Annotated in this window: 20 protein-coding genes; 16 read left to right on the top strand and 4 right to left on the bottom strand. The window is 62.0% G+C overall.

The genetic code is table 11. The features are described 5' to 3' along the window. Window positions 1–212: 212 nt before the first annotated feature. The 5 genes from NVS32_RS05110 to NVS32_RS05090 all read left to right on the top strand — a co-directional run bounded on the left by NVS32_RS05110 (window position 213) and on the right by NVS32_RS05090 (window position 7087). On the top strand, window positions 213–1724 hold the full coding sequence (locus NVS32_RS05110) for a PTS fructose transporter subunit IIC (RefSeq protein WP_117651825.1): 1512 nt from the start codon (window positions 213–215) through the stop codon (window positions 1722–1724). Between the two features lie 9 nt (window positions 1725–1733). After that, window positions 1734–2189 carry a PTS sugar transporter subunit IIA gene (locus tag NVS32_RS05105; protein WP_117651826.1) on the top strand — a complete coding sequence of 152 codons (456 nt, stop codon included), beginning with the start codon at window positions 1734–1736 and terminating at the stop codon, window positions 2187–2189. A gap of 120 nt (window positions 2190–2309) precedes the next feature. Then, the gene (locus tag NVS32_RS05100; RefSeq protein WP_117651827.1) at window positions 2310–3227 is read left to right on the top strand and encodes a 1-phosphofructokinase family hexose kinase; all 918 of its coding nucleotides are present in this window, start codon (window positions 2310–2312) and stop codon (window positions 3225–3227) included. 28 nt (window positions 3228–3255) lie between these two features. Then, on the top strand, window positions 3256–4026 hold the full coding sequence (locus tag NVS32_RS05095) for a DeoR/GlpR family DNA-binding transcription regulator (RefSeq protein ID WP_158553509.1): 771 nt from the start codon (window positions 3256–3258) through the stop codon (window positions 4024–4026). A gap of 61 nt (window positions 4027–4087) precedes the next feature. Beyond that, the gene (locus NVS32_RS05090; RefSeq protein WP_258498934.1) at window positions 4088–7087 is read left to right on the top strand and encodes a glycoside hydrolase family 3 protein; all 3000 of its coding nucleotides are present in this window, start codon (window positions 4088–4090) and stop codon (window positions 7085–7087) included. A gap of 273 nt (window positions 7088–7360) precedes the next feature. Here the strand turns inward: NVS32_RS05090 and NVS32_RS05085 are convergent, their stop codons facing one another. After that, window positions 7361–8212, bottom strand: coding sequence for a class II fructose-bisphosphate aldolase (locus tag NVS32_RS05085; protein ID WP_258498933.1), 852 nt, complete (start codon window positions 8210–8212; stop codon window positions 7361–7363). A 332-nt stretch (window positions 8213–8544) separates the two neighbouring features. Between NVS32_RS05085 and NVS32_RS05080 the strand changes: the two genes are divergently transcribed. Continuing rightward, the gene (locus NVS32_RS05080) at window positions 8545–9321 is read left to right on the top strand and encodes a DeoR/GlpR family DNA-binding transcription regulator (protein ID WP_118156435.1); all 777 of its coding nucleotides are present in this window, start codon (window positions 8545–8547) and stop codon (window positions 9319–9321) included. Between the two features lie 18 nt (window positions 9322–9339). Here the strand turns inward: NVS32_RS05080 and pfkB are convergent, their stop codons facing one another. Then, entirely contained in the window at window positions 9340–10272 is a 933-nt protein-coding gene (gene pfkB / locus NVS32_RS05075) for a 1-phosphofructokinase (protein WP_118156436.1), read from the bottom strand. Window positions 10273–10680: 408 nt separating this feature from the next. Between pfkB and NVS32_RS05070 the strand changes: the two genes are divergently transcribed. From NVS32_RS05070 to nagA, 8 genes are all read left to right on the top strand, one after another. After that, a complete protein-coding gene (locus tag NVS32_RS05070; protein ID WP_032111135.1) occupies window positions 10681–11118 on the top strand; it encodes a PTS sugar transporter subunit IIA in 438 nt (145 codons plus the stop codon). Then, window positions 11118–11402 (top strand): preprotein translocase subunit YajC, encoded by a 285-nt coding sequence (gene yajC, locus NVS32_RS05065; RefSeq protein WP_032111134.1) that lies wholly within the window; start codon window positions 11118–11120, stop codon window positions 11400–11402. The genes NVS32_RS05070 and yajC overlap by 1 nt, the downstream gene beginning before the upstream one ends. Before the next feature lie 91 nt (window positions 11403–11493). Continuing rightward, on the top strand, window positions 11494–11976 hold the full coding sequence (gene agaB / locus NVS32_RS05060) for a PTS galactosamine transporter subunit IIB (RefSeq protein ID WP_032111133.1): 483 nt from the start codon (window positions 11494–11496) through the stop codon (window positions 11974–11976). Window positions 11977–12100: 124 nt separating this feature from the next. Next, window positions 12101–12910, top strand: coding sequence for a PTS mannose/fructose/sorbose/N-acetylgalactosamine transporter subunit IIC (locus NVS32_RS05055; RefSeq protein ID WP_032111132.1), 810 nt, complete (start codon window positions 12101–12103; stop codon window positions 12908–12910). Continuing rightward, window positions 12900–14000, top strand: coding sequence for a PTS system mannose/fructose/sorbose family transporter subunit IID (locus NVS32_RS05050; RefSeq protein ID WP_032111131.1), 1101 nt, complete (start codon window positions 12900–12902; stop codon window positions 13998–14000). The genes NVS32_RS05055 and NVS32_RS05050 overlap by 11 nt, the downstream gene beginning before the upstream one ends. Before the next feature lie 147 nt (window positions 14001–14147). Next, window positions 14148–14876 carry a GntR family transcriptional regulator gene (locus tag NVS32_RS05045; protein ID WP_032111130.1) on the top strand — a complete coding sequence of 243 codons (729 nt, stop codon included), beginning with the start codon at window positions 14148–14150 and terminating at the stop codon, window positions 14874–14876. 25 nt (window positions 14877–14901) lie between these two features. Continuing rightward, the gene (locus NVS32_RS05040) at window positions 14902–16071 is read left to right on the top strand and encodes an AgaS family sugar isomerase (RefSeq protein WP_032111129.1); all 1170 of its coding nucleotides are present in this window, start codon (window positions 14902–14904) and stop codon (window positions 16069–16071) included. 83 nt (window positions 16072–16154) lie between these two features. Then, the gene (gene nagA, locus NVS32_RS05035) at window positions 16155–17315 is read left to right on the top strand and encodes an N-acetylglucosamine-6-phosphate deacetylase (protein ID WP_032111128.1); all 1161 of its coding nucleotides are present in this window, start codon (window positions 16155–16157) and stop codon (window positions 17313–17315) included. A 468-nt stretch (window positions 17316–17783) separates the two neighbouring features. On the opposite strand, the gene NVS32_RS05030 is transcribed toward nagA, so the two are convergent. Then, complete coding sequence (locus tag NVS32_RS05030; protein WP_032111127.1) at window positions 17784–18884, bottom strand: DUF6591 domain-containing protein; 1101 nt, start codon at window positions 18882–18884, stop codon at window positions 17784–17786. 218 nt (window positions 18885–19102) lie between these two features. Here NVS32_RS05030 and NVS32_RS05025 point away from each other — a divergent pair, with 218 nt between their 5' ends. Beyond that, window positions 19103–19699, top strand: coding sequence for a hypothetical protein (locus NVS32_RS05025; protein WP_118768806.1), 597 nt, complete (start codon window positions 19103–19105; stop codon window positions 19697–19699). Window positions 19700–19717: 18 nt separating this feature from the next. Continuing rightward, complete coding sequence (locus NVS32_RS05020; protein ID WP_032111125.1) at window positions 19718–20890, top strand: SPFH domain-containing protein; 1173 nt, start codon at window positions 19718–19720, stop codon at window positions 20888–20890. 29 nt (window positions 20891–20919) lie between these two features. Here the strand turns inward: NVS32_RS05020 and NVS32_RS05015 are convergent, their stop codons facing one another. Continuing rightward, window positions 20920–22521: a serine/threonine protein kinase gene (locus tag NVS32_RS05015; RefSeq protein ID WP_032111124.1), complete on the bottom strand. Its 1602-nt coding sequence runs from the start codon at window positions 22519–22521 to the stop codon at window positions 20920–20922. Window positions 22522–22531: the final 10 nt, after the last annotated feature.

Here is a 22531-nt window from a genome sequence, read left to right as displayed (position 1 = left end):
CCGTTGCCGGTCGCTGACCTACCGTTTGGCGGCATTGTGACCTGACACTTTCGTTTTTCTTCGTTTCTTCTCACAAACTTACGCTTTTATGGTAAAGTTATGGCCGGTTTTGGGAGGAGATGTGAAGAAGTTTCGCTCCTCCATGGGACGCGGTCCCACGGGACCGCAGGGAAGCGGCGCCCCAAGCGCCGTAAAGAGAGGGGAGTGAAGGTATGGCCGAAGACACGACGTACGACCTCATTGCCGCTACCGGTTGTCCAACGGGCATCGCCCACACCTACATGGCCAAGGAGGCCCTCGAGAAGGCCGCCGCGGCCAAGGGCCTCACCATCAAGGTCGAGACCCACGGGCAGGTCGGCATTGAGAACGAGGTGACCCCGGCGCAGATCAAGGCTGCGAAGGCCGTCATCGTCGCTGCCGACAAGGACGTCCAGGCCGAGCGCTTTGCGGGCAAGCCCATGGTGAGCGTCGGCGTGACCGCAGCGATCAAGGACCCCGAGGGCCTCATCGACAAGGCTCTGGCGGCCAAGGCTCAGGGCGAGCTCAGTGAGGAGGTCGCAAACGCCTCGAGCGACAACAGCTCCTCCGACGAGAAGGAGTCCGTGGGCCACATCATCTACAAGCACCTGATGAACGGCGTCAGCCACATGCTCGTCTTCGTGGTTGCCGGCGGCGTCCTCACGGCCGTCTCGTTCCTCTGGGGCATCACGTCGTTCGACTCCACCGCGGCGGACTACAACTCGTTCGCGGCAATGCTCAAGATCATCGGCGGCATCGCCATGAACCTCATGGTCCCGGTGCTCGCTGCCTACATCGCCGAGTCCATCGGCAAGCGCCCGGCACTGGTCCCTGGCTTTGTTGCCGGTATGATCGCCATCACCGGCCTGCCCGTCTCGCCTGAGACTGGCCTTATCGATGCCGGTGGCGCTGGCGTTGGCTTTGGCTTCCTCGGCGGCATCGTCGGCGGCTTTGTTGCCGGCTACGTGATCGTTGGCCTGGAGAAGCTGCTCTCTGGCATGCCCAAGAACCTGGACGGCCTCAAGGCCATCTTCCTGTACCCGCTGCTCTCCACCTTCATCACGGGCCTCATCATGCTCGGCATCTCTGGCCCCATGGCCGCGATCAACACCGGCATGATGAGCTTCCTCGAGGGCCTCGAGGCCTCCGGCCCCATCGTCCTCGGCCTGGCCATTGGCTGCATGTGCGCGTTCGACATGGGTGGCCCAGTCAACAAGGCTGCCTACGTCACCGGCACCGCACTTCTCACCGAGGCGCTTCAGGCTGGCATCGGCACCCCGGCCTACAACTTCGGCACCAACTTCATGGCCGCCGTCTCCGCCGCCTGCATCGTCCCGCCGCTGATCACCGCCTTTGCCGTCATCGTGGGCAAGAAGTACTTCTCCAAGGAGGACCACGACGCCGGTATCGTCAACATCGTCCTGGGCTGCACCCACATCACCGAGGGCGCCATCCCGTTCATGACCAAGAACATCTGGCCTGTCATGCCCATCATGATGTGCGGCTCCTCGATTGCGGCAATCCTCACCATCCTCTTTGGCGTTCACGACCCCGCGCCTCACGGAGGCTTCCTGGTCCTGCCCGTCGTTGATGGCTGGTATCTGTGGCTCATTGCAATCTTTGCCGGCGTCCTTGTTGGCGGTATTCTTTACGTCATCTTCAAGCGCAACGAATACCATAAGAACGGTGACAAGGTCGTGGAGTAAGGAGAGCGCATGAGCGAGTTCGTTCCAGCATCCCATGTCTACGTGGACAACCCCGCAAGCACCGTGGACGAGGTTCTGAGGTTCCTCTCCCAGACGGCCGTCTCCTACGGGGTGGCCAACGACGTCGACAAGGTCTTCGAGGCCTTCAAGGCGCGCGAGGCAGAGGGAACTACGGGGATGATGGGCGGATTCGCCATCCCGCACGCCAAGACCGCAGAGGTCAGCACGCCAACCGTCATCGTGGTGAAGTTTTCCGGCGAGGTCGAGTGGGCAACCATGGACTCCAAGCCCGTCCGTTGCGCCATCGCCCTGCTCATCCCCGACGACGGCACCCAGACCGAGCAGCTACGCCTGCTTTCTAAGGTTGCGGTGCTTCTCATGGACGCAGACTTCCGCGAGAAGGTGCTTGCCTCCGCAGATTCGCAGGAGATCGCGGGTCTCATCAACAGCGGTCTCGAGAGCTAGGTGACCGGGTATCCGGTCTGAGGTTCGTGCTGGGGACCCGTCGCCTGCGCGTCGGGTCCCCTTTCTGGTACGGCGTTATCAATCGCGTGACACGCGTCGAGAACGATCAAGGGAAGCTCAATGATTTACACACTTACCACCAACCCCGCCATCGACATGAACATCACCTCGGACACGATCTCGACCGAGCATGTCAACAGGACGCGCGACGCGGTCTACACGCCAAACGGCAAGGGCTTGAACGTCTCGTTCACGCTCAAGCATTACGGCATCGACTCCAAGATCCTTGGGTTCTTTGGAGGCTTCTCGGGTGACTACATCGTTCGCGAGGCAGCAAAGGTATGCCCGGTGATGCCGGTCCAGATTGACGGCATCACGCGTGTGAACGTGTTTCTTACCACGCCGGAGGGGGAGTACAAGTTCCCCAACGCCGGCGCAGAGGTCAACCGTCCCAAGCAGGAGGAGATGCTCAATCTGATCCGAGGACTGGATGACCTTGAGTGCCTCGTTGTCTCCGGGAGCCTGCCCACGGGCATTGGGCCCGCATACTACGACGAGCTCATCGATGTGGTGTGCGAGAAGGGTGCCGAGTTTGTCCTGGACATCTCCCACCCACACCTGCGCCAGCTGGTGGAGAAGGGGCCGTTGCTCATCAAGCCCAACGACGAGGAGGTCGCGGCCATCTTTGGCGTGGACGTGAAGAGCGAGGAGGACATCGTCTCTGCGCTCCATACCATCCACGACGCTGGGGCAAAGAACATCCTTCTCACGCTCGGAGGCGAGGGCGCCTACTTCTTCAACGGCGAGCATGTCTGGCATGCCAACGCAGCGAAGGTCGACGTTCTCTCCACGGCTTGTGCCGGTGACGCAACGCTTGCGAGCTTCCTTTCGCTGTGGCTCGCAGATCGCACGCAGGTGGAGCCGGCGCTCACGCGCGCTATGGCGACGGGCGCCAACGTTGCCATGAGTGCGGGTCTTGGTGACTTTGCCCTCGTCGACCAGCTTGCGCAGTCGATTCGCGTGGAGATAGTGGAGTAGAGCCATGCCCTCGCCCAAGAGTTCCCGGATGCTTGCTGTGGAGCGGCAGAAGTACATCCTTGACGTTATCCAAGAACACGGGACAGTCACGGTCACGCAGATCTGTGACCACTGCGGTGTCTCATCGGTGACCGCCCGGACCGACCTTGACGCCATGGAGCGTGAGGGGCAGCTCAAGCGTACGCACGGCGGGGCAGTGCCCGTGACGCAGCTCGTGATTCCGGCGGTCCCGCAGCGCGTGCACAAGAACGCCCAGGCAAAGCAGGCAATTGGCAGGCGCGCCGCGGAGCTTGTGGAGGATGGCGAGACGATTCTCGTGGGCTCCGGCAGCACGACCCTCGCATTCCTGCACTGTCTGGGCGAGAAGCGCGGCATCACGATCATCACCAACGACGTCAACGGCCTCATCTACATCGAGCAGTTCCTCCCGCAGGCCACCCCCGCGTGCACGGGCGGCATCCTCGGTCGCGAGTACCGCCACTTCGCCGGGCCCATGGTGGCCTCGTCTCTCTCGGACATCTACATCGACAAGGTCTTTCTTGGCGCGGACGGCTTCGAGCCAGACTTTGGCTTCCTCGCCGAGTTCGAGCGTACGGCGACCACAAAGGTCGAGTTCATGCGCCATGCGAGAAAGGCCATCATCCTCATGGACGCCTCCAAGGTGGGAGCCGCCCGGTCTTTCGTGCGTTTTGCCGCCCCAACCGACGTGGATACTGTCATCATGGACAAGGACCCAGGCGGAATTGTGGCCAAGGCGACGGCGGGCGAGGGCGGCACGAACCGCGTGGTGATTGCGTAGCGGCTTCACGACTGGTGCCTAAGGCACCCGCTGCCCCCCGAGAAATGGGGTAGGAACCAGCATGTCCCATGTGAGGAAGGGCTCTGCGCGGGTTGCTGGGAGGAGGCAGGCTGACCAGGGGCCGCACATGGTGCGCAAGAAGGTTTTCTTCGCGCTTGCCGTGGCGCTCATGGTGGCCGTGATGGTCGTGGGATTCATTCTCGAGAACAGCGTGAGCCCGGTGGTCACGAGGCTCTTCGGTACGCTCGTTGACGCGCCTTCCGAGGCTGCCGTCACGACGACCAATGACTCTGCGCGGGCGCTTGCCAGCGAGGTCGAGGCCCAAGGGGCGGTCCTTCTCGCCAACGATGGCACGTTGCCCCTTTCGAATGACGTTACCAAGGTGAACGTGTTTGGGTGGGCATCCTCGGACTGGCTGGGCGGCGGCTCGGGCTCCGGCTGCGTGACCTCGGTGGAGACGGACCTCATCTCGGCGCTCAACGATGCCGGCATCGAGACAAACACCGAGCTTACGGCCATGTATCAGGACTTTCGTGCGGCAGGAAAGCGCCCCCAGACCCTCTCGAGCAAGCCAGAGGAGTCGAGCGTGCTCTACGAGCCCTCGATTGCAGACCGCACGTGCTACACCGACGAGCTGCTGCAAAACGCCCAGAGCTTCTCGGATACCGCCATCGTGGTGCTGCAGCGCTATGCAGGCGAGAGCAACGACATGCCTCTTGTGCAGTACAAGGTGTCCGAGAAGAACGGCTCGGTGGCTACGGATGCCAGTAGGACCTCGCTTGACCTCTCGACCGAGGAGGAGGCCCTTCTCGCCTACGTGGGCGCCACGTACAAGAACGTCATTGTGGTAGTGAACTCGGCAAACGCCATGGCCTTGGGCGCCCTAGACTCTACGCCCGGCATCGACGCCGTGCTGCTTGCGGGCTATACGGGCCAGTATGGCGCCGAGGTGCTGCCGCAGATCCTGTGGGGAGAGGTGAGTCCCTCCGGCCGCACGGCCGACACCTACGCGTACGATCTCTCTACGGCGCCCTCCTATGCCAGCGCGAGCAATCACGTGGGAGCCTACGCCTTGGCCGACGGGCTCTATCCCGCAGACGGCACGCAGAACGGGAACTTCTCCCTGCCCGAGGGCTACGACCAGGTCTCGTACGTGGACTACTCCGAGGGTGTCTATGTGGGCTACAGGTGGTACGAGACGGCAGACGCGGAGGGCTTCTGGGACAGCGTCTCCAACGAGCATGGCACGGGCTACCAGGGCATCGTTCAGTATCCGTTTGGCTATGGCCTCTCGTACACCACGTTTGACTGGGGGGTTGTCGACGCTCCGGCGCAGGGCTCCGAGCTGGGCGACAGCGCCTCGGTCACTGTCCGCGTTACCAATACGGGCAGCGTTGCCGGACGTGACGTGGTCGAGCTCTACTACAGCGCTCCCTATGTGCCAGGAGGCATCGAGAAAAGTGCCGTCGTGCTGGGAGACTACGCCAAGACCGGCCTGATTGCGCCGGGGGAGTCCGAGGATGTAACCCTTGCCGTGAGCGCTCGCACCATGGCAAGCTACGACTGCTATGACGCAAACGGCAACGGCTTTGAGGGATGGGAGCTTGACCCCGGAACATATACCCTCACGCTGCGGCACGACGCCCATACCGTGGACAATGCCGAGGGTGCAACGCTTTCGCTCGTGCTTTCCCAGGGAAGGCAGTTTCCCGTGGACGAGAAGACCGGCGTACAGGTCACCAACCGCTTCACCGGCCAGGACGCCACGGATGGCGTGGGCGCAGACGGGCTTGGCACTGGCCAGGACATCACGTACCTCTCGCGTGCCGACTTTGTAGGAACCTATCCTAAGGTTGCCTCGACGCGCGCAATGCCTACGAGCGTTGCGGCACTCAACCTGTATACGGACGAGGAACGTGCTGCCGACGATGCCCGCGGCGCAACAATGCCCACAACTGGGGCGCGCAACGGCCTTGCCATCGAGAGGAACGGCGTCATAACGGGCCTGGGGCGCAAGCTGGGGGCCAACTACAACGACCCACAATGGGACAGCCTCCTCGACCAGCTCACGGTTGCCGAGATGGAGCAGCTGGTGACCAACGCGTACTCCGGCGCCTCCCCGCTCCCCTCGGTGGGGAAGGCCTCCGAGACTCGTGAGCTGGACGGGCCGGCGCAGATCGAGAGCTTCGTGCCCACCAATCCCGGCACGGGCTTCCCCTGTGCTGTTGTCCTCGCGCAGACGTGGAACCGCGACCTTGCGCGGCAGGTGGGGCTCACCTGCGGCGAGCAAGCGGCACAGCGGGGGTTTTCTGGCTGGTATGCGCCGTGTGCGAACCTCCACCGCACTCCCTTTGGGGGCCGCGACTACGAGTACTACTCCGAGGACTCGTTCCTTGTGGGACAGACCTGCGGCAGCGTCGTGGCCGGCGCGCGTGACGCGGGCGTGTACTGCTACGTCAAGCACCTTGCCCTCAACGACGGGGAGGCCTACGTCTATCGCGACGGCGTCTACACGTGGCTCTCCGAGCAGGCGCTCCGCGAGACCTATCTCGAGCCGTTCCGAACCATCGTGGAGGACTTCGGCGGGACGGCGCTCATGAGCTCGTACAACCGCGTTGGTGCGGTATGGGCCGGCGGGAGCGAGGCGCTGCTCGCGGGCGTGCTGCGCGGCGAGTGGGGCTTCAACGGGGTTGTGGTGACCGACTTCTCGGATCACACCGCCTACATGAACGGTGACCAGATGCTCCGGCATGGCGGAGACCTCTGGATGCAGATGTCCGGTGGGTCTCTCAGCTCAAATCCGAGCTCTGCCAGCTACCTGAGCGAACTGCGCCGAGCAACCAAGGACTTCCTGTACGCATACCTTGATGCCCGCGTGGCAAACGAGAGCTACGTGGATGCCACGGGTGACGTCTCTGCGGCACGGCCGAGAAGCTCGGCCATCACGACGCCCGGACTCACGCTGCTTGCCGTGCTGCGCGTGGTTTCGGTGGCACTTGTAGGCATTGCGACCTGGCGCCTTGTGGTTGGCATCAAGAAGAAGCGCGCCGAGAAGGCCTAGACGGCAGTTTCGCCAGACCTTCTGAACGGCAACCGAGCGAAAGCAACGCTCCAGTGAGCGGAGAGTGTGCTGCAAGGGGCTCTGTGGGTCTCGGCGCTGCCGCATTGGCCGGAATTATTGCGCGATTTTCTTAAGGCGAGAAGAACGTATCTGGGAGAATGCAACTGTTGCCAGGAAAAACGTGCAATAACTGAGAGGGACGGGCATTCCGCGATACAAAAAGCGGCCCGGATGGCGTTGCCGTCCGGGCCGCATGCTGCTCTGTGCGTGCGCTTACGCCTTGTTGGTGGAGCCCAGGTTGTCCATGTGGGAGGCAACGACCTTGTAAATCTCCTCCATGCCGGGCTTCGAGGGCTTCTTGGGGTCGAAGTTGTTGGGGTTCTCGGCCATGTACCCCATGAAGCCGCGGGTGAACGCCTGACGTAGCTCGGTGGCGTAGTTCACCTTGCAGATACCGTTCTTGATGGCCTCGGCGACCTGGTCGTCGGGCACGCCCGAGGTGCCGTGAAGAACCAGCGGCACGTCGACGCGGTTGCGAATCTCCTTGAGGACGCCCTGCTCGATGTGTGGCGTGCCCTTGTAGACGCCGTGCGCCGTGCCCACGCCAACGGCGAGCGAGCTGCACTTGGTGCGGTTCACGAACTCCTCGGCCTCGTCGGGGTCGGTGTAGGGGTTCTCGCCCTTGACCGCCGGGCCGTCGTCCTCCTTGCCGCCAACCTTGCCGAGCTCCGCCTCGACGGGGATGTCCATAGCGATGGCGACCTTGGTCACGCTCTCGGTGAGAGCCATGTTGTCCTCGAAAGGAACGTGGGAGCCGTCGATCATGACGGAGGTGTAGCCGGCACGCAGGGCCTGCATGCAGCGGTCGAAGCCGTCGCCGTGGTCGAGGTGCAGTGCCACGGGGACGCTTGCGGCGTCGGCAGCCACGCGAACCATGGCGGCAAAGTAGTCGAGGTTGGCGTACTTGATGGTGCCCGGCGTGGTCTGCATGATGACGGGGGAGTGCTTGTCCTCGGCGGCCTTGATGACGGCCATCACAAACTCGAGGTTCTCCACGTTGAACGCACCCACGGCGTAGTGGCCGGCCTGGGCGTCGAGCAGCATTTCCTTGGTTGTGACGAGCATCGTGCTCTCCCTTCACGCGCCCACGGCGGGTGCCGTGGGTCTTCCTTATCGGCAACGCGATTGTATCGTGCCTGCTTGTGGCCGTGGTTTGGGATGCGTTGCGTGGTCTGTCGGCAACGAAAAGCGAGCGTAAGCGCCCGACGCACCACGCTGTCCCTACGGGCTTCTCAGTGCTTTCCAAAACGCAGAAAAGAAAGAAATATGCTTGTGATATCTTGCTTTTAGACAAAGAGAAGGAAACACATTTTGCACACATGCGCGGAGGGATTGATTTGCCGGGCAGTGGGATTGATTTACCTGGTAAATCAATCCCGCGGGCGAGGAGGAATCGCATGACCGAGTTCGCAGAGGAGAGACGCGCGGCAATTCTCTCGATGCTCGAGAGAAACTCGTCCGTACAGGTGGCCGAGGTTGCCGACGCTCTGGGAGTGTCACGCGTCACCGCGCGAGCAGACCTCGACGCCCTCGCGCGCGACGGCAAGCTGCGCCGCACGCACGGCGGCGCGGTCTCGCTCTCGCGCACCCTCACGGTGTCGATCCAGGACCTGCGCGTCAACGTGAACGTTGAGGCCAAACGCGCCATCGCTCGCGTTGCCGCAACGCTTGTGCAGCCGGGCCAGTCCGTTCTCGTGGATACGGGCACCACGGGCCTCGAGCTTGTGCGCGCCCTTGGCGAGATGGGCGAGGTGACCATAGTGACGGCAGACCTCACCATTGCCGACTACGTCGATCGCTCCATGCCCTCCGCCGAGGTGGTTCTCCTGGGCGGAGCGCTGCGCAAGGGCCACCGCTACACCTCTGGTGCCGTGGCCGTCTCGGCGCTCTCTATGCTGCGGCCCGACGTGGCCTTTGTGTGCCCAACCGCCTTTGCCCCTGGCCGCGGCTTCATGACTGGCTACGAGGGCATGGCGGAACTCAAGCGAGCATTTCTCGCCTGTGCGGGTATGACCTGCGTTCTCATGGACGCAAGCAAGGTGGGCGCACACGGGCTCTTCTTCTTTGGCGACGTGGGCGACGCCGACGTCATAGTGATGGAAAAAGACCCCGAGGGCGCCGTTGCCGGCTGCCTCGGGGACGTTTCCACTCGGTTGATGCTTGCGGGGGAGTAGGACAGGTGCCCGGAGCGCCTAGGCAACGCGCTCCACGCGGGTGCCGTCCATGAGACCGCGCGCGACCTCCATGTCAAAGTGACCGGTCGAGGCGGACATGCAGTTGGCGCTTGCGCAGGCCATCGCGTAGCGCAGCTGCTCGGCGGGCTCCATGCCACGGGCCATGGCAACGGCAAAGGCGCCAACCATGGTGTCGCCGGCCCCCACGGGGTTCACGACCTCGATCTTGGGGGCAATCCCCCGGAAGGTCCCCGTGTCGCATGCCATCACGGCACCGTCGCCACCGAGCGAGACCACCACCTGCGCAATTCCGCGCTCGTGGAGCTCGTGCGCCGCGCCGATGACCTCCTCCACCGAGGAGACCTTGCGACCCAGGATCTGGCCGATCTCGTCGGTGTTGGGCTTCACCATGGTGGGGAGCGCGTCGATGCTTGCCTTGAGCGTGGCGCCGGAGGTATCGAGGATGCACGGCTTGCCCTGCGAGCGAACCAGCTTGATGAGACGCACATAGGTGTCGGCGGGCAGCCCCTTGGGGAAGCTGCCGCTCATGGTGACCACGTCGGCGCGCGAGACGAGCGAGACGAGCCGCTCCTCGAGGGCGGCGAGCTCCTCGGACGTCACCTCGCGGCCGGGCTCCAGGAACTCGGTGGAGAGGCCGTCGGGCTCGAGCACGTTCACGCAGCAGCGCGTCTCGGTTGCTACCTTGACAAAATCGTGGGGGATTTTGTCGCGGTCGAGCAGCTCGCAGAGGAGCCGTCCGTTGTTGCCGCCAACAAAGCCGGTCGAGAGCACCTTCTCGCCGCACGTTGCCACCGAGCGCGACGCGTTGAGGCCCTTGCCGCCTGCGTTGTCGATGCACTCGGCCACGCGCATGACGGTACCGCGCTCGAGGGTCGAGGAAATACGGTAGGCCTTGTCGATAGAGGTGTTGAGCGTAACGGTGAGAATCATGGTCTTCCTCCCTGTATTTCTGGGGTGCAATTTAGATACCAGTTCCTGAAAGAAACCATCCGACACGTACCGTTTGTCTGTTGGTAACAACCACTGGATATACCAGAAATCTTACTCATCTATGCGAGAATTAATGCGTCAAGACATGCTGGTATTTCCAAATTAGTACCACTACCTGCGATAACGTGCCGTGACCGATATGAATTTAACCGTAAACGGCATGCAGCAAAGAATAACCAAGTTTTCTATGGACTAATTGCGGAGGTCTTGTAAAGTGGCGTTAGTTGAAACGTGGTAATAACCAGTAACCGAGAAGTACGACGGGCGTAACAAAGAGGTTCCTTGTTGGAACCAAAAGTCTTCTAGCCTATGTGGCGTGATGAAGAACCCCGTCAGAGGAGGACTTGCATGGTCGGATTTGTGCTCACTGGTCACGGAGACTTTTCCGTTGGTCTCGACAGCTCCGTTAAGATGATTGCTGGCCCGCAGGAGGAGTTCGATGTTGTCCCGTTTCACGAGGACGAGGCAGGCGAGTTCCCCCAGAAGCTGGGCGACGCCATTGCGGCGTCAGCCGAGAGGAACGACGGCGTGATTGTCTTCTGCGACCTCATGGGAGGCACGCCGTTCAACCAGGCCATGATGAACACGCAGGTGGCCCCTGGCGTCGAGGTTGTCGCAGGCACCAACCTGCCCATGCTCCTCGAGGTCCTCACCACCCGCACTCCTGAGTCCACCACGCAGGAACTTGTCGACTGCGCCGTCGAGGCGGGCAAGGAGGGCGTTGTCCACATGGTTCTCTCCGTTGACGACGAGTCTGACGCCGACTCTGACGAGCTGGGCCTGTAATGGACTTCTGGCAGAACGTGCTTGCCGCCTGCGCGGCGCTGCTCATCCTCATTGCCATCATGGGCGTTGTCTACGCGATCTACAGCGCGGTGAAGGCAAACAAGCAGAAGGCCTACTTCGCAGAGCTCCACGCCAACCTCAAGGTTGGCCAGCGTGTTGCCTTTGCCGGCGGTCTCTTTGGCAAGCTCGTCCGCGTTGGTGAGGAGACCTGCGACGTTGAGGTCAAGTCCGGAGCGGTAATTGAGGTCTCGAGGTATGCGATCCAGGAGATCTCAAAAAAGTAACGCGCACTAGCACAGCAAGTTCGTCCGTCTGCAGTCAAGAAGGAAAAGCCTCGCCACGAACGCGGGCGAGAACGAGAAAGGGGAAGCAAGCATGGCTGAGCCCAACATTCTTCTTACCAGGATCGACAACCGCCTGATTCACGGCCAGGTCGCCACCCAGTGGACGAGCACCATCGGCGCAAACCTGATCCTTGTTGCCAACGATAACGTTGCCAGCAACCAGATGCGCCAGAAGCTCATGGACATGGCCGCTCCGCAGGGCGTTGCCACCAGGTACTTCTCCGTTCAGAAGACCATTGACGTGATTCACAAGGCCGCTGCCCGCCAGCACATTTTCCTTATCGTGGAGAACCCCGAGGATGCGCTGCGCCTGGTCAAGGGCGGCGTGCCCATCAAGAAGCTCAACATTGGCAACATGCACATGTCCGAGGGCAAGCGCCAGGTTGCAACCTCTGTTGCCGTGAATGACGAGGACGTTGCTGCCTTCCGTGCGCTCCAGGACGCGGGCGTGGAGCTCTCGATCCAGCGCGTGCCCAGCACGCCGGTCGAGCCTACGTCGAAACTCTTCGAGTAGCCCACAGCACTTTTCGCAACAACTTAGTTTGGTCGTGCGCACCCGTGAGGGACGGGTGTTAGCGATAGCTCTATCTCTATCCGTGGCACGTGGTACTAGGAACCATAGGAAAGGAGGAACAAGGATGGAATACTCAGCTCTCCAGGTGATCTTGGTCTTCATTGTCACGTTCATCGCGGCTATCGACCAGTTCAGCTTCCTCGAGTCTCTGTATCAGCCGATCGTCACCGGTATGGTGATCGGCCTCATCCTTGGCGACGTGCAGACCGGCCTCATCGTTGGTGGCACGTACCAGCTCATGACGATTGGCAACATGCCAATCGGAGGTGCCCAGCCGCCTAACGCGGTTGTCGGTGGCATCATGGCGGCCATTCTGGCAATCACCCTCAAGCTTGACCCGAACGCTGCTGTCGCTACTGCTATTCCGTTCTCCCTGCTTGGCCAGTACGGCGTCACCCTGATCTTCACGATCATGTCGCCGCTCATGTCCAAGTGCGACCAGTACGCCGCCGAGGCTAACCCCAAGGGCATCGAGAACATCAACTACCTCTCGATGTGCCTGCTCGGCCTCATCTTTGGCGTCGTTGTCACCCTGTTCTTCATCGGCGGCCAGGCCGTCGGCTCCGCCGTCGTTGCCGCCATCCCCAAGTGGCTCAGCAACGGCCTCTCCGCTGCCGGTGGCATGATGCGCTTCGTCGGCTTTGCAATCCTGCTCAAGTTCATGATGAACCGTGACATGTGGGGCTTCTACTTCATGGGCTTTGGCCTCGCAATTATCGTCTCCGGCATCTCAAGCCTGGCGACTCCGGCCCTGCTGATCCTGGCCCTCATCGGCTTTGGCTTTGCATACTGGGACTACCAGCAGAACACCGAGCTCAAGGGTTCCGTTGCCGTTGCTGCTGACACCGATGGAGGTGAGGAAGATGGCATCTAACGAGACGACCGCTCAGACCGTCAACCGCTTTGAGGGCGTGGCTGAATACCAGAACCTCACGCCTGCTGCCGACCTCGATCAGAAGACGCTCAACAAGATGGCGTGGCGCTCCTGCTTCCTGCAGGCGTCCTTCAACTACGAGCGCATGCAGGCCGCAGGCTGGCTCTACTCCATCCTCCCCGGTCTCGAGAAGATTCACGCGGATAACAAGGAAGACCTCGCGCTCTCGATGACCCACAACATGGAGTTCTTCAACATCCACCCGTTCCTCGTCACCTTCGCCATGGGCATCATCCTCTCCATGGAGCAGAAGAAGGTTGACATCCCCACAATCCGCGCCGTCCGCGTCTCCCTCATGGGCCCGCTCGGTGGCATCGGCGACGCCATCTTCTGGATGACCCTCGTGCCTATTCTGGCCGGCATCACCTCGAACATGGCCATCGCGGGCAACGTCTTTGGCCCCATCCTGTTCCTCATCGTCTTCAACATCATCCAGTTCGCCCTGCGCTTCGGCCTCATGAACTGGTCGTACAAGATGGGCATGAACGCGCTCGACACCCTCATGGAGCACATGAAGGCGTTCACCCGCGCAGCCTCCATCCTCGGCGTCTTCGTCGTCGGCTGCCTCACCGTCACCATGGGTGGCACGCAGATCAACCTCACGATCCCCAACGGCACCACGCAGGCCTACGTCGCGCACACCGCGACCGTTCCCACCGAGGACGTGAGCAAGTTCGAGGTCATCTCCAAGGACTCCGACGGCACCACGCTCTCCGGCATGGTTGACGCTGCGGGCAAGCCGCTGGCCACCACCGATGCTGACGGCAACGCCGTGACCGCTGGCGCCACCGACCTTGGCAACGGCATGAGCGAGGTCACCTACATGGAGACCGTCACCTCGCCCGTCAACGTCGACATCGCCAAGATCCTCGACAGCATCTGCCCCAAGCTTGTCCCGCTCGCGCTGGTCATGCTTCTGTACTACCTGTTCTCCAAGAAGAACTTCACCCCCATCAAGGGTATTGTTCTCGTGCTCATCATCGGTATTGTCGGTGCCGGCTTCGGCATCTGGCCGAGCATCTGGGGCTAAGCCCTACAATTGCTGCGTGCCCGGGGCGGCCCGCCGCCCCGGGTGCCCGGAACCAAATCCGGCACATGTGCGTAGCGGGCTCTATGGCAACAGGCGGCGCGGGTACGCTTGACGCGTGCTCGCGCCTTTTTTCAGGACGGTGATGACATGACCCCCATCTCGCGAAAGCAGCCCCTCTACGACCAGCTCGTCGATCTTCTCCACGAGAAGATAGAGAACGAGATGGGCGCTGGCGACATGCTTCCCTCCGAGCGCGAGCTCTGCGAGACGTACGGTCTCTCGCGTACGACCGTGCGACTGGCTCTCGCGGAACTTGAGCGGCAGGGGCTTGTCACCAGGCAGCATGGCCGAGGCACCTTTGTCTCGGACTCGGTGCGCGAGGCTACGAACCTCATGGGGACCTACAGCTTCACCGAGCAGATGAGAAGCATGGGAAGGGTCCCCAGCACGGTGGTTCTTGAGTTCGACACCAGGGAGGCGCCAAAACACATAGCCGCCTGCCTGGGGCTGCGCATTGGCGACCATGTGATTCGCATGAAGCGTCTGCGCATCGCAGACGGCATCCCCATGATGGTCGAGCGCACGTACCTGCCGGCCTCGGAGTTCCTGGGGCTCTCTCGGAAGGACGTCGAGGATCAGCCCCTCTACGACCTCATGGAGAAGGTCTACCACGAGACCATCCGCGTGGCCGAGGAGGAGTTCTGCGCAAGCGTTGCCCGCAAGGACGACGCGGAGCTTCTCGGCATTGGCGAGGCGGCACCCGTGCTCAAGCTCTACCGCACCACCTTCAACGTGAAGAACACGGCCATCGAGTACACCAGGAGCGTGGCTCGAGCCGACCAGTTCAGATACAAGGTTTCACACTATCGGGGCTAGGGAAGGCCCCCGGGAGGAGAAGAACATGTTCGAGATGGACGAGGCAACGCTCACGTCGATGGGCGCACAGATCACCACCAAGGAGATCATGCAGCAGCCGGACCTGTGGGAGGGCACGCTCAAGATCTACGAGGACAATCTGCCGGCAATCGAGGAATTTCTCGCCAAGGCACGTGCGCTTGGTGGCGCCCGCCGCACCCGCGTGATCTTCTGCGGTGCCGGAACCTCGGCGTACGTGAGCGACACGCTCGTACCGTACCTGCGCCGCGTTGGTGACAACGAAGCCTTCGAGTTTGCGCCCGTGGCCACGACAGACGTGGTGTGCGCCCCCCTCGACTACGTGCGTCCCGAGGACCCCACGGTCATGGTGTCCTTTGCCCGCAGCGGCAACAGCCCCGAGAGCATGGCCGCCTATGAGCGCGTGGGGCAGGTCGCCAAGGACCTTCTCTACCTCAACGTGACCTGCGCTCCCGAGGGCAGGCTCGCCCAGGAGTCCAAGGACGACGAGCGCGCTCTCACGCTGCTCATCCCGGGCGCGAACGACAAGGGCTTTGCCATGACGGGCAGCTACTCCTGCATGCTGCTCCTCTCGGCGCTGATCTTTGACCAGGCCTCGATCGAGGACAAGCGCGCCTGGGTCGCCCGTGCCGCCAAGATGGGCCGCGATGTGGTTGCCCGCGAGCCCCAGATCAAGGCGTGGGTAAACCGCGACTTCGACCGCGTGACCTACCTGGGCTCCGCCTCGCTCTCCGGCCTTGCCCGCGAGGGGCAGCTCAAGATCCTGGAGCTCTGCGCCGGCCGCATCGCGACCTCGTTCGACTCCTCGATGGGCTATCGCCACGGACCCAAGTCCTTTGTGGACGACAGGACCCTCGTCTTTGACTTCGTGAGCAACGACCCCTACACGCGTCAGTACGACCTCGACATCCTCAACGAGATCAAGGGTGACGAGATTGCCATGGCCACGGTGGGCGTCCAGCAGCGTACCGGCAGCGACTTTGAGGGCGAGAACTTCTCGTTTGACGGCGACGGGCTTCTCCCCGAGGCTTACCTTGCGCTGCCTTACGTCATGTTCGCGCAGACGGTGGCCATCAACGCCTCCATCAAGGTTGGCAACACCCCCGATACCCCGTCGCCCACCGGTACCGTCAACCGCGTTGTCAAGGGCGTGACCATTCACCCGTTTAGCCTGTAGCCCTGCTTCGGTGCGGAGAGCCTTGGGTATACCTTAGCTAACTTATCCCCGCACCGAGGGCTTTGGCCCTGGAAGGAGAGATCATGGCAACGTATGCGGTTCATGCCGCTCACTTTGTTCTCCCCGGTAGGCTCACCGGAGAGGGCTACCTCACCATCACCGACGGTCGCTTTGGGTCCTTCTCGACAGAGAAGCCGGACTGCGAGATCGTTGACTACGCGGGTGCCTACGTTGGCGCCGGCCTGGTTGACACCCACATCCACGGCTTCCACAACCATGCGACCACCGACATCGACCCTGCGGGCATAAATGATGCCTCCGTTGCCCTCGTGCAGCGTGGCACCACGGCGTGGCTGCCCACCACGTTCACGGACTCGGTTGAGAACATTGGCAACCAGTGCGAGGCCATCGCGGACGCGGTGGACGAGCGCGACGATGACTTTGTGGGCGCTCGCATTCCGGGCATCTACCTTGAGGGACCCTTCTTTACCGAGAAGCACAAGGGTGCCCAGAACCCCAAGTATCTGGTGCCACCTTCGTACGATGACTTTGCTGAGTGGCAGCGCAGGGCGCGCGGCCTCATTCGCAAGAGCGCGCTGGCGCCCGAGTACCCCGAGGCGCCCGAGTACATCTCGCGCCTTGCTGCCGAGGGCGTGGTGACCGCGCTTGGTCACTCCGACGCCACGTACGATGAGAGCATCGCCGCCGTTGACGCCGGTGCCACCGTATTCGTGCACACCTACAACGGCATGCGCGGCCTGCACCAGCGCGAGCCGGGCGTGCTCGGCTGCGCCATGACCACGGACGAGACGTACGCCGAGCTCATCTGCGACGGCCATCACGTGCAGCCCGCCGCGTGCGCGGCGCTCGTGCGCGCCAAGGGCTGGGAGCACGTGGTTCTCATCACGGATTGCCTTGCCTGCGGTGGCATGCCCGAGGGCAGCTACATGAGCGGCGGCCTGCCCGTGGTCATGAAGGACGACCTCTGCTACCTTGCCGACATGAGCAGCATCGCTGGGTCTGTCCTCACGCTTGCCAAGGGCGTGAAGAACATGGTCGACTGGGGCATCGTGACGCCCGAGCAGGCCATTCGCATGGGCAGCGAGATCGCGGCGCGCTCGGTGGGCGTGGATGACGTCTGCGGCAGCATGCTGCCCGGGCGCAACGCGGACTTCAACGTCTACGCGGCCGACATGTCGCTCACGGCGACCTACGTTGGCGGCAAGCTGGTGCCCGTGGCGTAGGTGCGGCGTGACCTTCTCGTCCTGCGGCGCACCTTCTTCTCGCCACGCGGCTCCAGAAGGCCCGCTTTTTACAAGATTTCCGCTACAGCTGCGGCTCCGGCGTCAATCTGGCGCCGGAGCCGCTTTCTTTTTCGTGGTAGCGGTCGCGGGCCGGCTCTTGGGATCTTGGAAGAGGTCCCGAGCGTGCGCCAGAACGAGCTCGCTCAGGAAACCTGCGGGTTAATAGCAACCCTGTAAGGTGTGGCAAGGTTCCAACCTGCAGCTTTTCTCAGCGACGCATTCAGCTAACTGCTATTAAGTCGCAGATTTGGGTGTGAGGGGGCCGCGTCGGCTGCGAGAGGGCCGCGTCGGCTGCGAAACAGCCGCTCGAAGAAATGGGCGCGAAGCGTTGCAACAGCTGCCCTCCCTAGACGAGTACCCCCCGGCACCTGGGGTGCCAGGGGGTACTGCGATGCGGTCTCGTCTTTGCTACTGCTGGATTTGCACGCCCGCGTCGATAAGGCGCTTGCTCACACGGGCTTGAACCTCGATGTAATACGCGTCGTCAGCGTCGCTGAGCGTGCTCTCGTCAACGGCGGAGATACGCTGGGCCCAGTCGGCCTCCTGCTGCACGAGGTCGGTGTAGTCCGCGAGCATGCTTGCCTGGTCTGCGGCGCTTGCGCCGGTATACTTGACCATGAAGTCGCAGTACTTGTCCATGATTTCCTCGTAGGAGTCCATCATCTCCTTGAACTCCGGGGTTACGATCGACGAGTCCGCCGTTGTGGAGGAGTCTGTCGAAGCAGGGCTGGACGCCGCATCGCTTTCGGCTGAGCTTGCGTCTGAGACGTCGACTCTAATAGACACAACGTTGGCGCCCTTGTAGTCTACGCGGAGCTTGGCGCCATCTGCGTTTTTCGCCTGATAGTACGTATCGCCACTGCTGTAGTCCACGTCAAAGCCGGCTTCCTTGCACTGCGCGGCGTATGCCGAGAAGGCATCCTTGTCCATGCCTCCAACGTTGACCTGGTAGAGTTTGGAACTGTCGTTCACTATCGAGCCCTGCGTGGATGGAGGAGCGGGAAGCAGCGATCCCGGGCCGCTCGTGGGCCAGGTGATGGTGCTCATCTCATCAGGCGCCTCGAGATGGACGGTGAGCTCCTCCTTGCGTTCGTAATAGGTGAGCGAGAGCTTGTATCCCTTCTCGTTAAAGGCGGCGTAGCCAATGCCTATCTGGTCAGCGTCGACCGTGAAGCCCTTCTCCTTGCAGGCGTCCACGTAGCTCGAGTAGTCGCTGCTCGAGTACTCGGCAAGCGTTGCGGAGAATGCGGTGTCAGAGTTGATTTCGACCTTGCCCTTGTCCGTACCAGGCTCGGGAAGCATCGTCGCAAGCCCGCTCGTGGGCCAGTCGAGCTTGGAGTTCTTGGCATCCCTCGAGTTGCCCTTGATACGGGAGACCATAAAGATAGCAATCAAAGCAATAATCACGAGAAGGACGATCTTGCCCTTGCCACTCTTCTTTCCCCTGGGCACCCCACTGCCAGACGATGTCCCGGCCCCGCCTGCGCCATTGGCCTTCTCCCATTCCATGGATGCCCCTTTCTCGTGCTTGAACTTGGGTTTATTGAATTGCGCAACTGCTGAACCAATTCTGAGAAGGGGCGCTGGCCATTACCTCAGTTGACAACTGAATTCCGCGAGCGGTTTTCAGTTGTCAACTGAGGTAATTCTCGACGTGCTTCCTAAGATTGGTTCTGCTGGTGCCTTGGTGTACATCGAGGCAAGCGCGTCCGACCTCTGGGGTGATCATGAAGTCCTACAACCTTGATCGGGGGGAGTTTGTCGTTCTGCAGCGCAGCGACGTCAGCCTTGTGAGCGAGGAGGGAAGGAACCCCCTGGACGAGGTCGTGCTCACCAACAAAAGCCTGGTTCTTGTCGTGACCGTGCCCGACGGAGCCTTTAGAACGGCTCGCTACCTCAAGCGGCTTCCGCTCGAGCAGGCACTGGATGACCTGGGGGTGCCGCGTACCGCAGTGACCAAGGTCGACAACAGCTACGTCCTTAACGTCGCGTTTTCTGACGAGACCGTCTCGCTGTGCTTTGCCGGTGGTTCCGCAGGCGCCGCCAGGCGCTGGGAGCAGGCCATTTCGAGCGCTGCTGTAGGTGACCTGGACGGCATTGGAGCAGACGACGAGACGGGTGACATGCTGGGCGACCTGTTGGAAGAGACCAAGGGTACCTTTGGGGCGCTATTTGGGGGCACGGGACAGCCGCGCAAGAAGGCCGAGCTGCCCAAGCGTCCCATGACCGTTACCAAGCGCTGCGTGGGATGCCATGCGCCAATCGTTGGGCGCAAGGGAACGGTGGTCACCTGTAGCTACTGCGATACCAAGCAGACCCTCTAGACCGGCGAGGAGACAACCATGGGCATCATCGACGCAGCGTTTGACTCCATTGGCGGTGTCTTTTCGGACCAATGGAAAGACGTTATCACCGCTGGCCACTTTAACGAGCACACGCTTGTGACGCCGGGTGTGCGGAGAAACTCCCAGAACGGGCGCGGAGGCAACTACGGTGCCGAGGACATTCTCTCAAATGGTTCAATAATCTATGTTCCAGAGAACACGGCGGCGTTCGTCTTTAGCCAAGCGGGCATAGAGCAGGTCATAACTACGCCGGGCGGCTACGAGTACCGTAATGGCCAGGCAACCGTCTTTGACGAGAAGGACCGCGCAGAAGGCGGGCTTGGCAGGATATTCGTCCAGCAGGCCGCCGAGAGAATCGGCTTTGGCGGCATGTCACCCGACAGCAAGCGAGTTGCCTTCGTCAACCTGCGCGAGCTGCGCGGCATTCGCTTTGGGACGCATGGCCCGCTTGCGTACAATGACCTCTACTACGGTGCCGACCTTGAGATTTACGCCTATGGCATGATGAGCGTAAGAGTCTGCGACCCAACGCTTGCCATCCGCAACTTTGTGCCTGCCAATTGCTCGTCGTACTCGCTCGACGATTCGCGTGCGCGCCATCAGCTCACGGGCGAGTTCCTTACGTCGTTTGTAGCTGCGGCCAATGCGCTCTCCTCGACGTATCGCGTCTCGCAGCTGCCGTCGCAAACGGTGGCGCTTGGCGAGAAGATCCGCGAGGGAAGCGACAATGCCGGAACGTGGCCAACGCGCTTTGGCCTTGAGCTGGTGTCGGTTGCCATCGAGAACATCGAGTTCTCAGAGCAGTCCCGCGAGCTTGTGCGGCAGTTCTCCGAGAAGCGCATGGGCGTGCGCGCCTACGAGGATGTCTCTCAGCGTGCCGCAGACATCTCTGCCCAGCAGCTTATTGCGCAGGGGGTGAGGGACAACGGCCTGGGCGACGGCGGTGCGATGGTCTTTGGGATGAACCTTGCCGGGTCGCTTGACCCTAGGAATGCCTCGGTGGTAGGCGCTGCCAGTGCGGCAGAGGGCGCCCAGTCAAAAGTCGAGCAGGACAAGCCCTCCATCGACTCTCAGGTGGAGACTCTCAAGAAGCTCAAGGAGCTGCTTGATGCGGGCATTCTCACCCAGGACGAGTTCGACGCGAAGAAGCGCCAGGTACTGGGGCTGTAGGAGTGATGCAGCTGCGTTGCACGTCCGGTCTACCAGGCAAGTGCGTGGACCTCGCAGGTCGTATAGTCAACCTGCTCGAATATGGGCACCTCGAACGGAATGCTCGAGCCCTCTGCTGGGTGAGAGCTGAGGAAGTTGACGCCTCCGCCCACAATGTTTCCGGAGGCGTCGCGCAGGATGGCGGTGAGGCAGACCCCGTAATCGCTGCTCAGCAGCCTTGTCGTTCCGTCCTTCTCCAGCGTGACGGTGCCCGATACGGTGATTCCGCCGTAGCCGTTTGACCTGGCCGATACGTTCGCGGTCGAGAACGAGGGAGCCGTGTCATCGGACAGGAGGTCCGCAGAGGGCTTGACCGGCACGAACTCCACGCGTGTGGGTGTCGTTGAGCCGTCGAGGACGGTGCTTTGGTACGCCGTCTCACCGGGGGCGAGGACGGAAAGGACCTGGTCGTCCGAGAAGAGGACGCTGCCATCGTCCGCGTAGCCGGTGATGGTAACACTGGGATACGTAACCGTTCGGTCGGAGTTGTTCGTGAGCGAGTACTCGGCATATACGCTGCCATTACTTGTCGACCAGTGTGACTCGCCAACAGAGAGGGCGTCCACGGCTGCTTGGGTGTCTGTCTCGTCCGGCTGTGCAGTGACGACGGTTGTGTTGCCGCTTGATATGGCGCTGCTGCCGCTTGCGCCCTGGGAACCGGTGGTCTTGTCGGCCACAAAGAAACGCATGGCGAGAAGCACCGCCACCACGGCAATGGCGGCAATAACGCACACAAGGGCGATTGTGCGTGCTCGCCTTGGCGCGGACGCGGGGTGTGCATCTGCGGCACTGCGTGGTATGGCCGCGGTGGCCACAGTTGTGCCGTCCTTCTCGCCAGGCGCGTTGTGTAGCGCGCGCTCGAGCTCAGCCGCACTTTGATAGCGCGCACTGGGCTCGAACTCCGTTGCCTTGAGGACAACCGAGCGCAGGTCATCGGGCACGTCTGGAGAGGCAAGCGCCTGCTCGTAGCCCTCCTTGTCCTCGAAATGAACGCCCGTGAGGAGGTAGCCCAGAAGCCGGCCGATGGAGTACACATCCGAGCGAGCGTCGGTCTTTGCGAATCCGTACTGCTCGGGAGCGGCAAAGCCCCAGGTCCCAAGCTGGTCTTCATTTCCTTTGGCATCCTCGGAGCCAAGCCTCGCAATGCCAAAGTCGATCAAGTGAGCGCCGTCGGCGGCAACCACTACGTTTGAGGGGGTGATGTCGCGGTGCACGATGTCGTGGGCATGCAGCTTCGAGACGGCCTGGCAGACCTCGCCAACCAGATGTCGGGCCTTTGCGGCGTCCAGCTTCCCGCGACTCTCGACGAGCTGCTCCAGGGTTTCGCCGGGAACGTAGTCGTAGACGACGATGAACTCATCGGGCATCTCGTACGTTGCCTCGATGTGGGGGAGGCGCGCACAGTCAATCTCGGGGAGCGCTGCCCAGACGCCACGGTGGGCACGCGCTGCGGGGATGCGCTTGCGCACAAAGGGACCCGTACCGTCCAGGGTGACAAGCTCGGTTATGCCTCCCTGCCCATGTGCGAGAACACGCTCCACGTGGTAGGAGTCATCAACGCTCATTGCATGCATTACCTGGTCGTCGTTCAAGCCTTTGGTC

This window comes from Tractidigestivibacter montrealensis (genome assembly GCF_024741235.1).
Lineage (GTDB): Bacteria > Actinomycetota > Coriobacteriia > Coriobacteriales > Atopobiaceae > Tractidigestivibacter > Tractidigestivibacter montrealensis.
The sequence above is the reverse complement of the archived record's forward strand: the minus strand, read 5'-3'. Positions and strand labels throughout refer to the sequence as shown.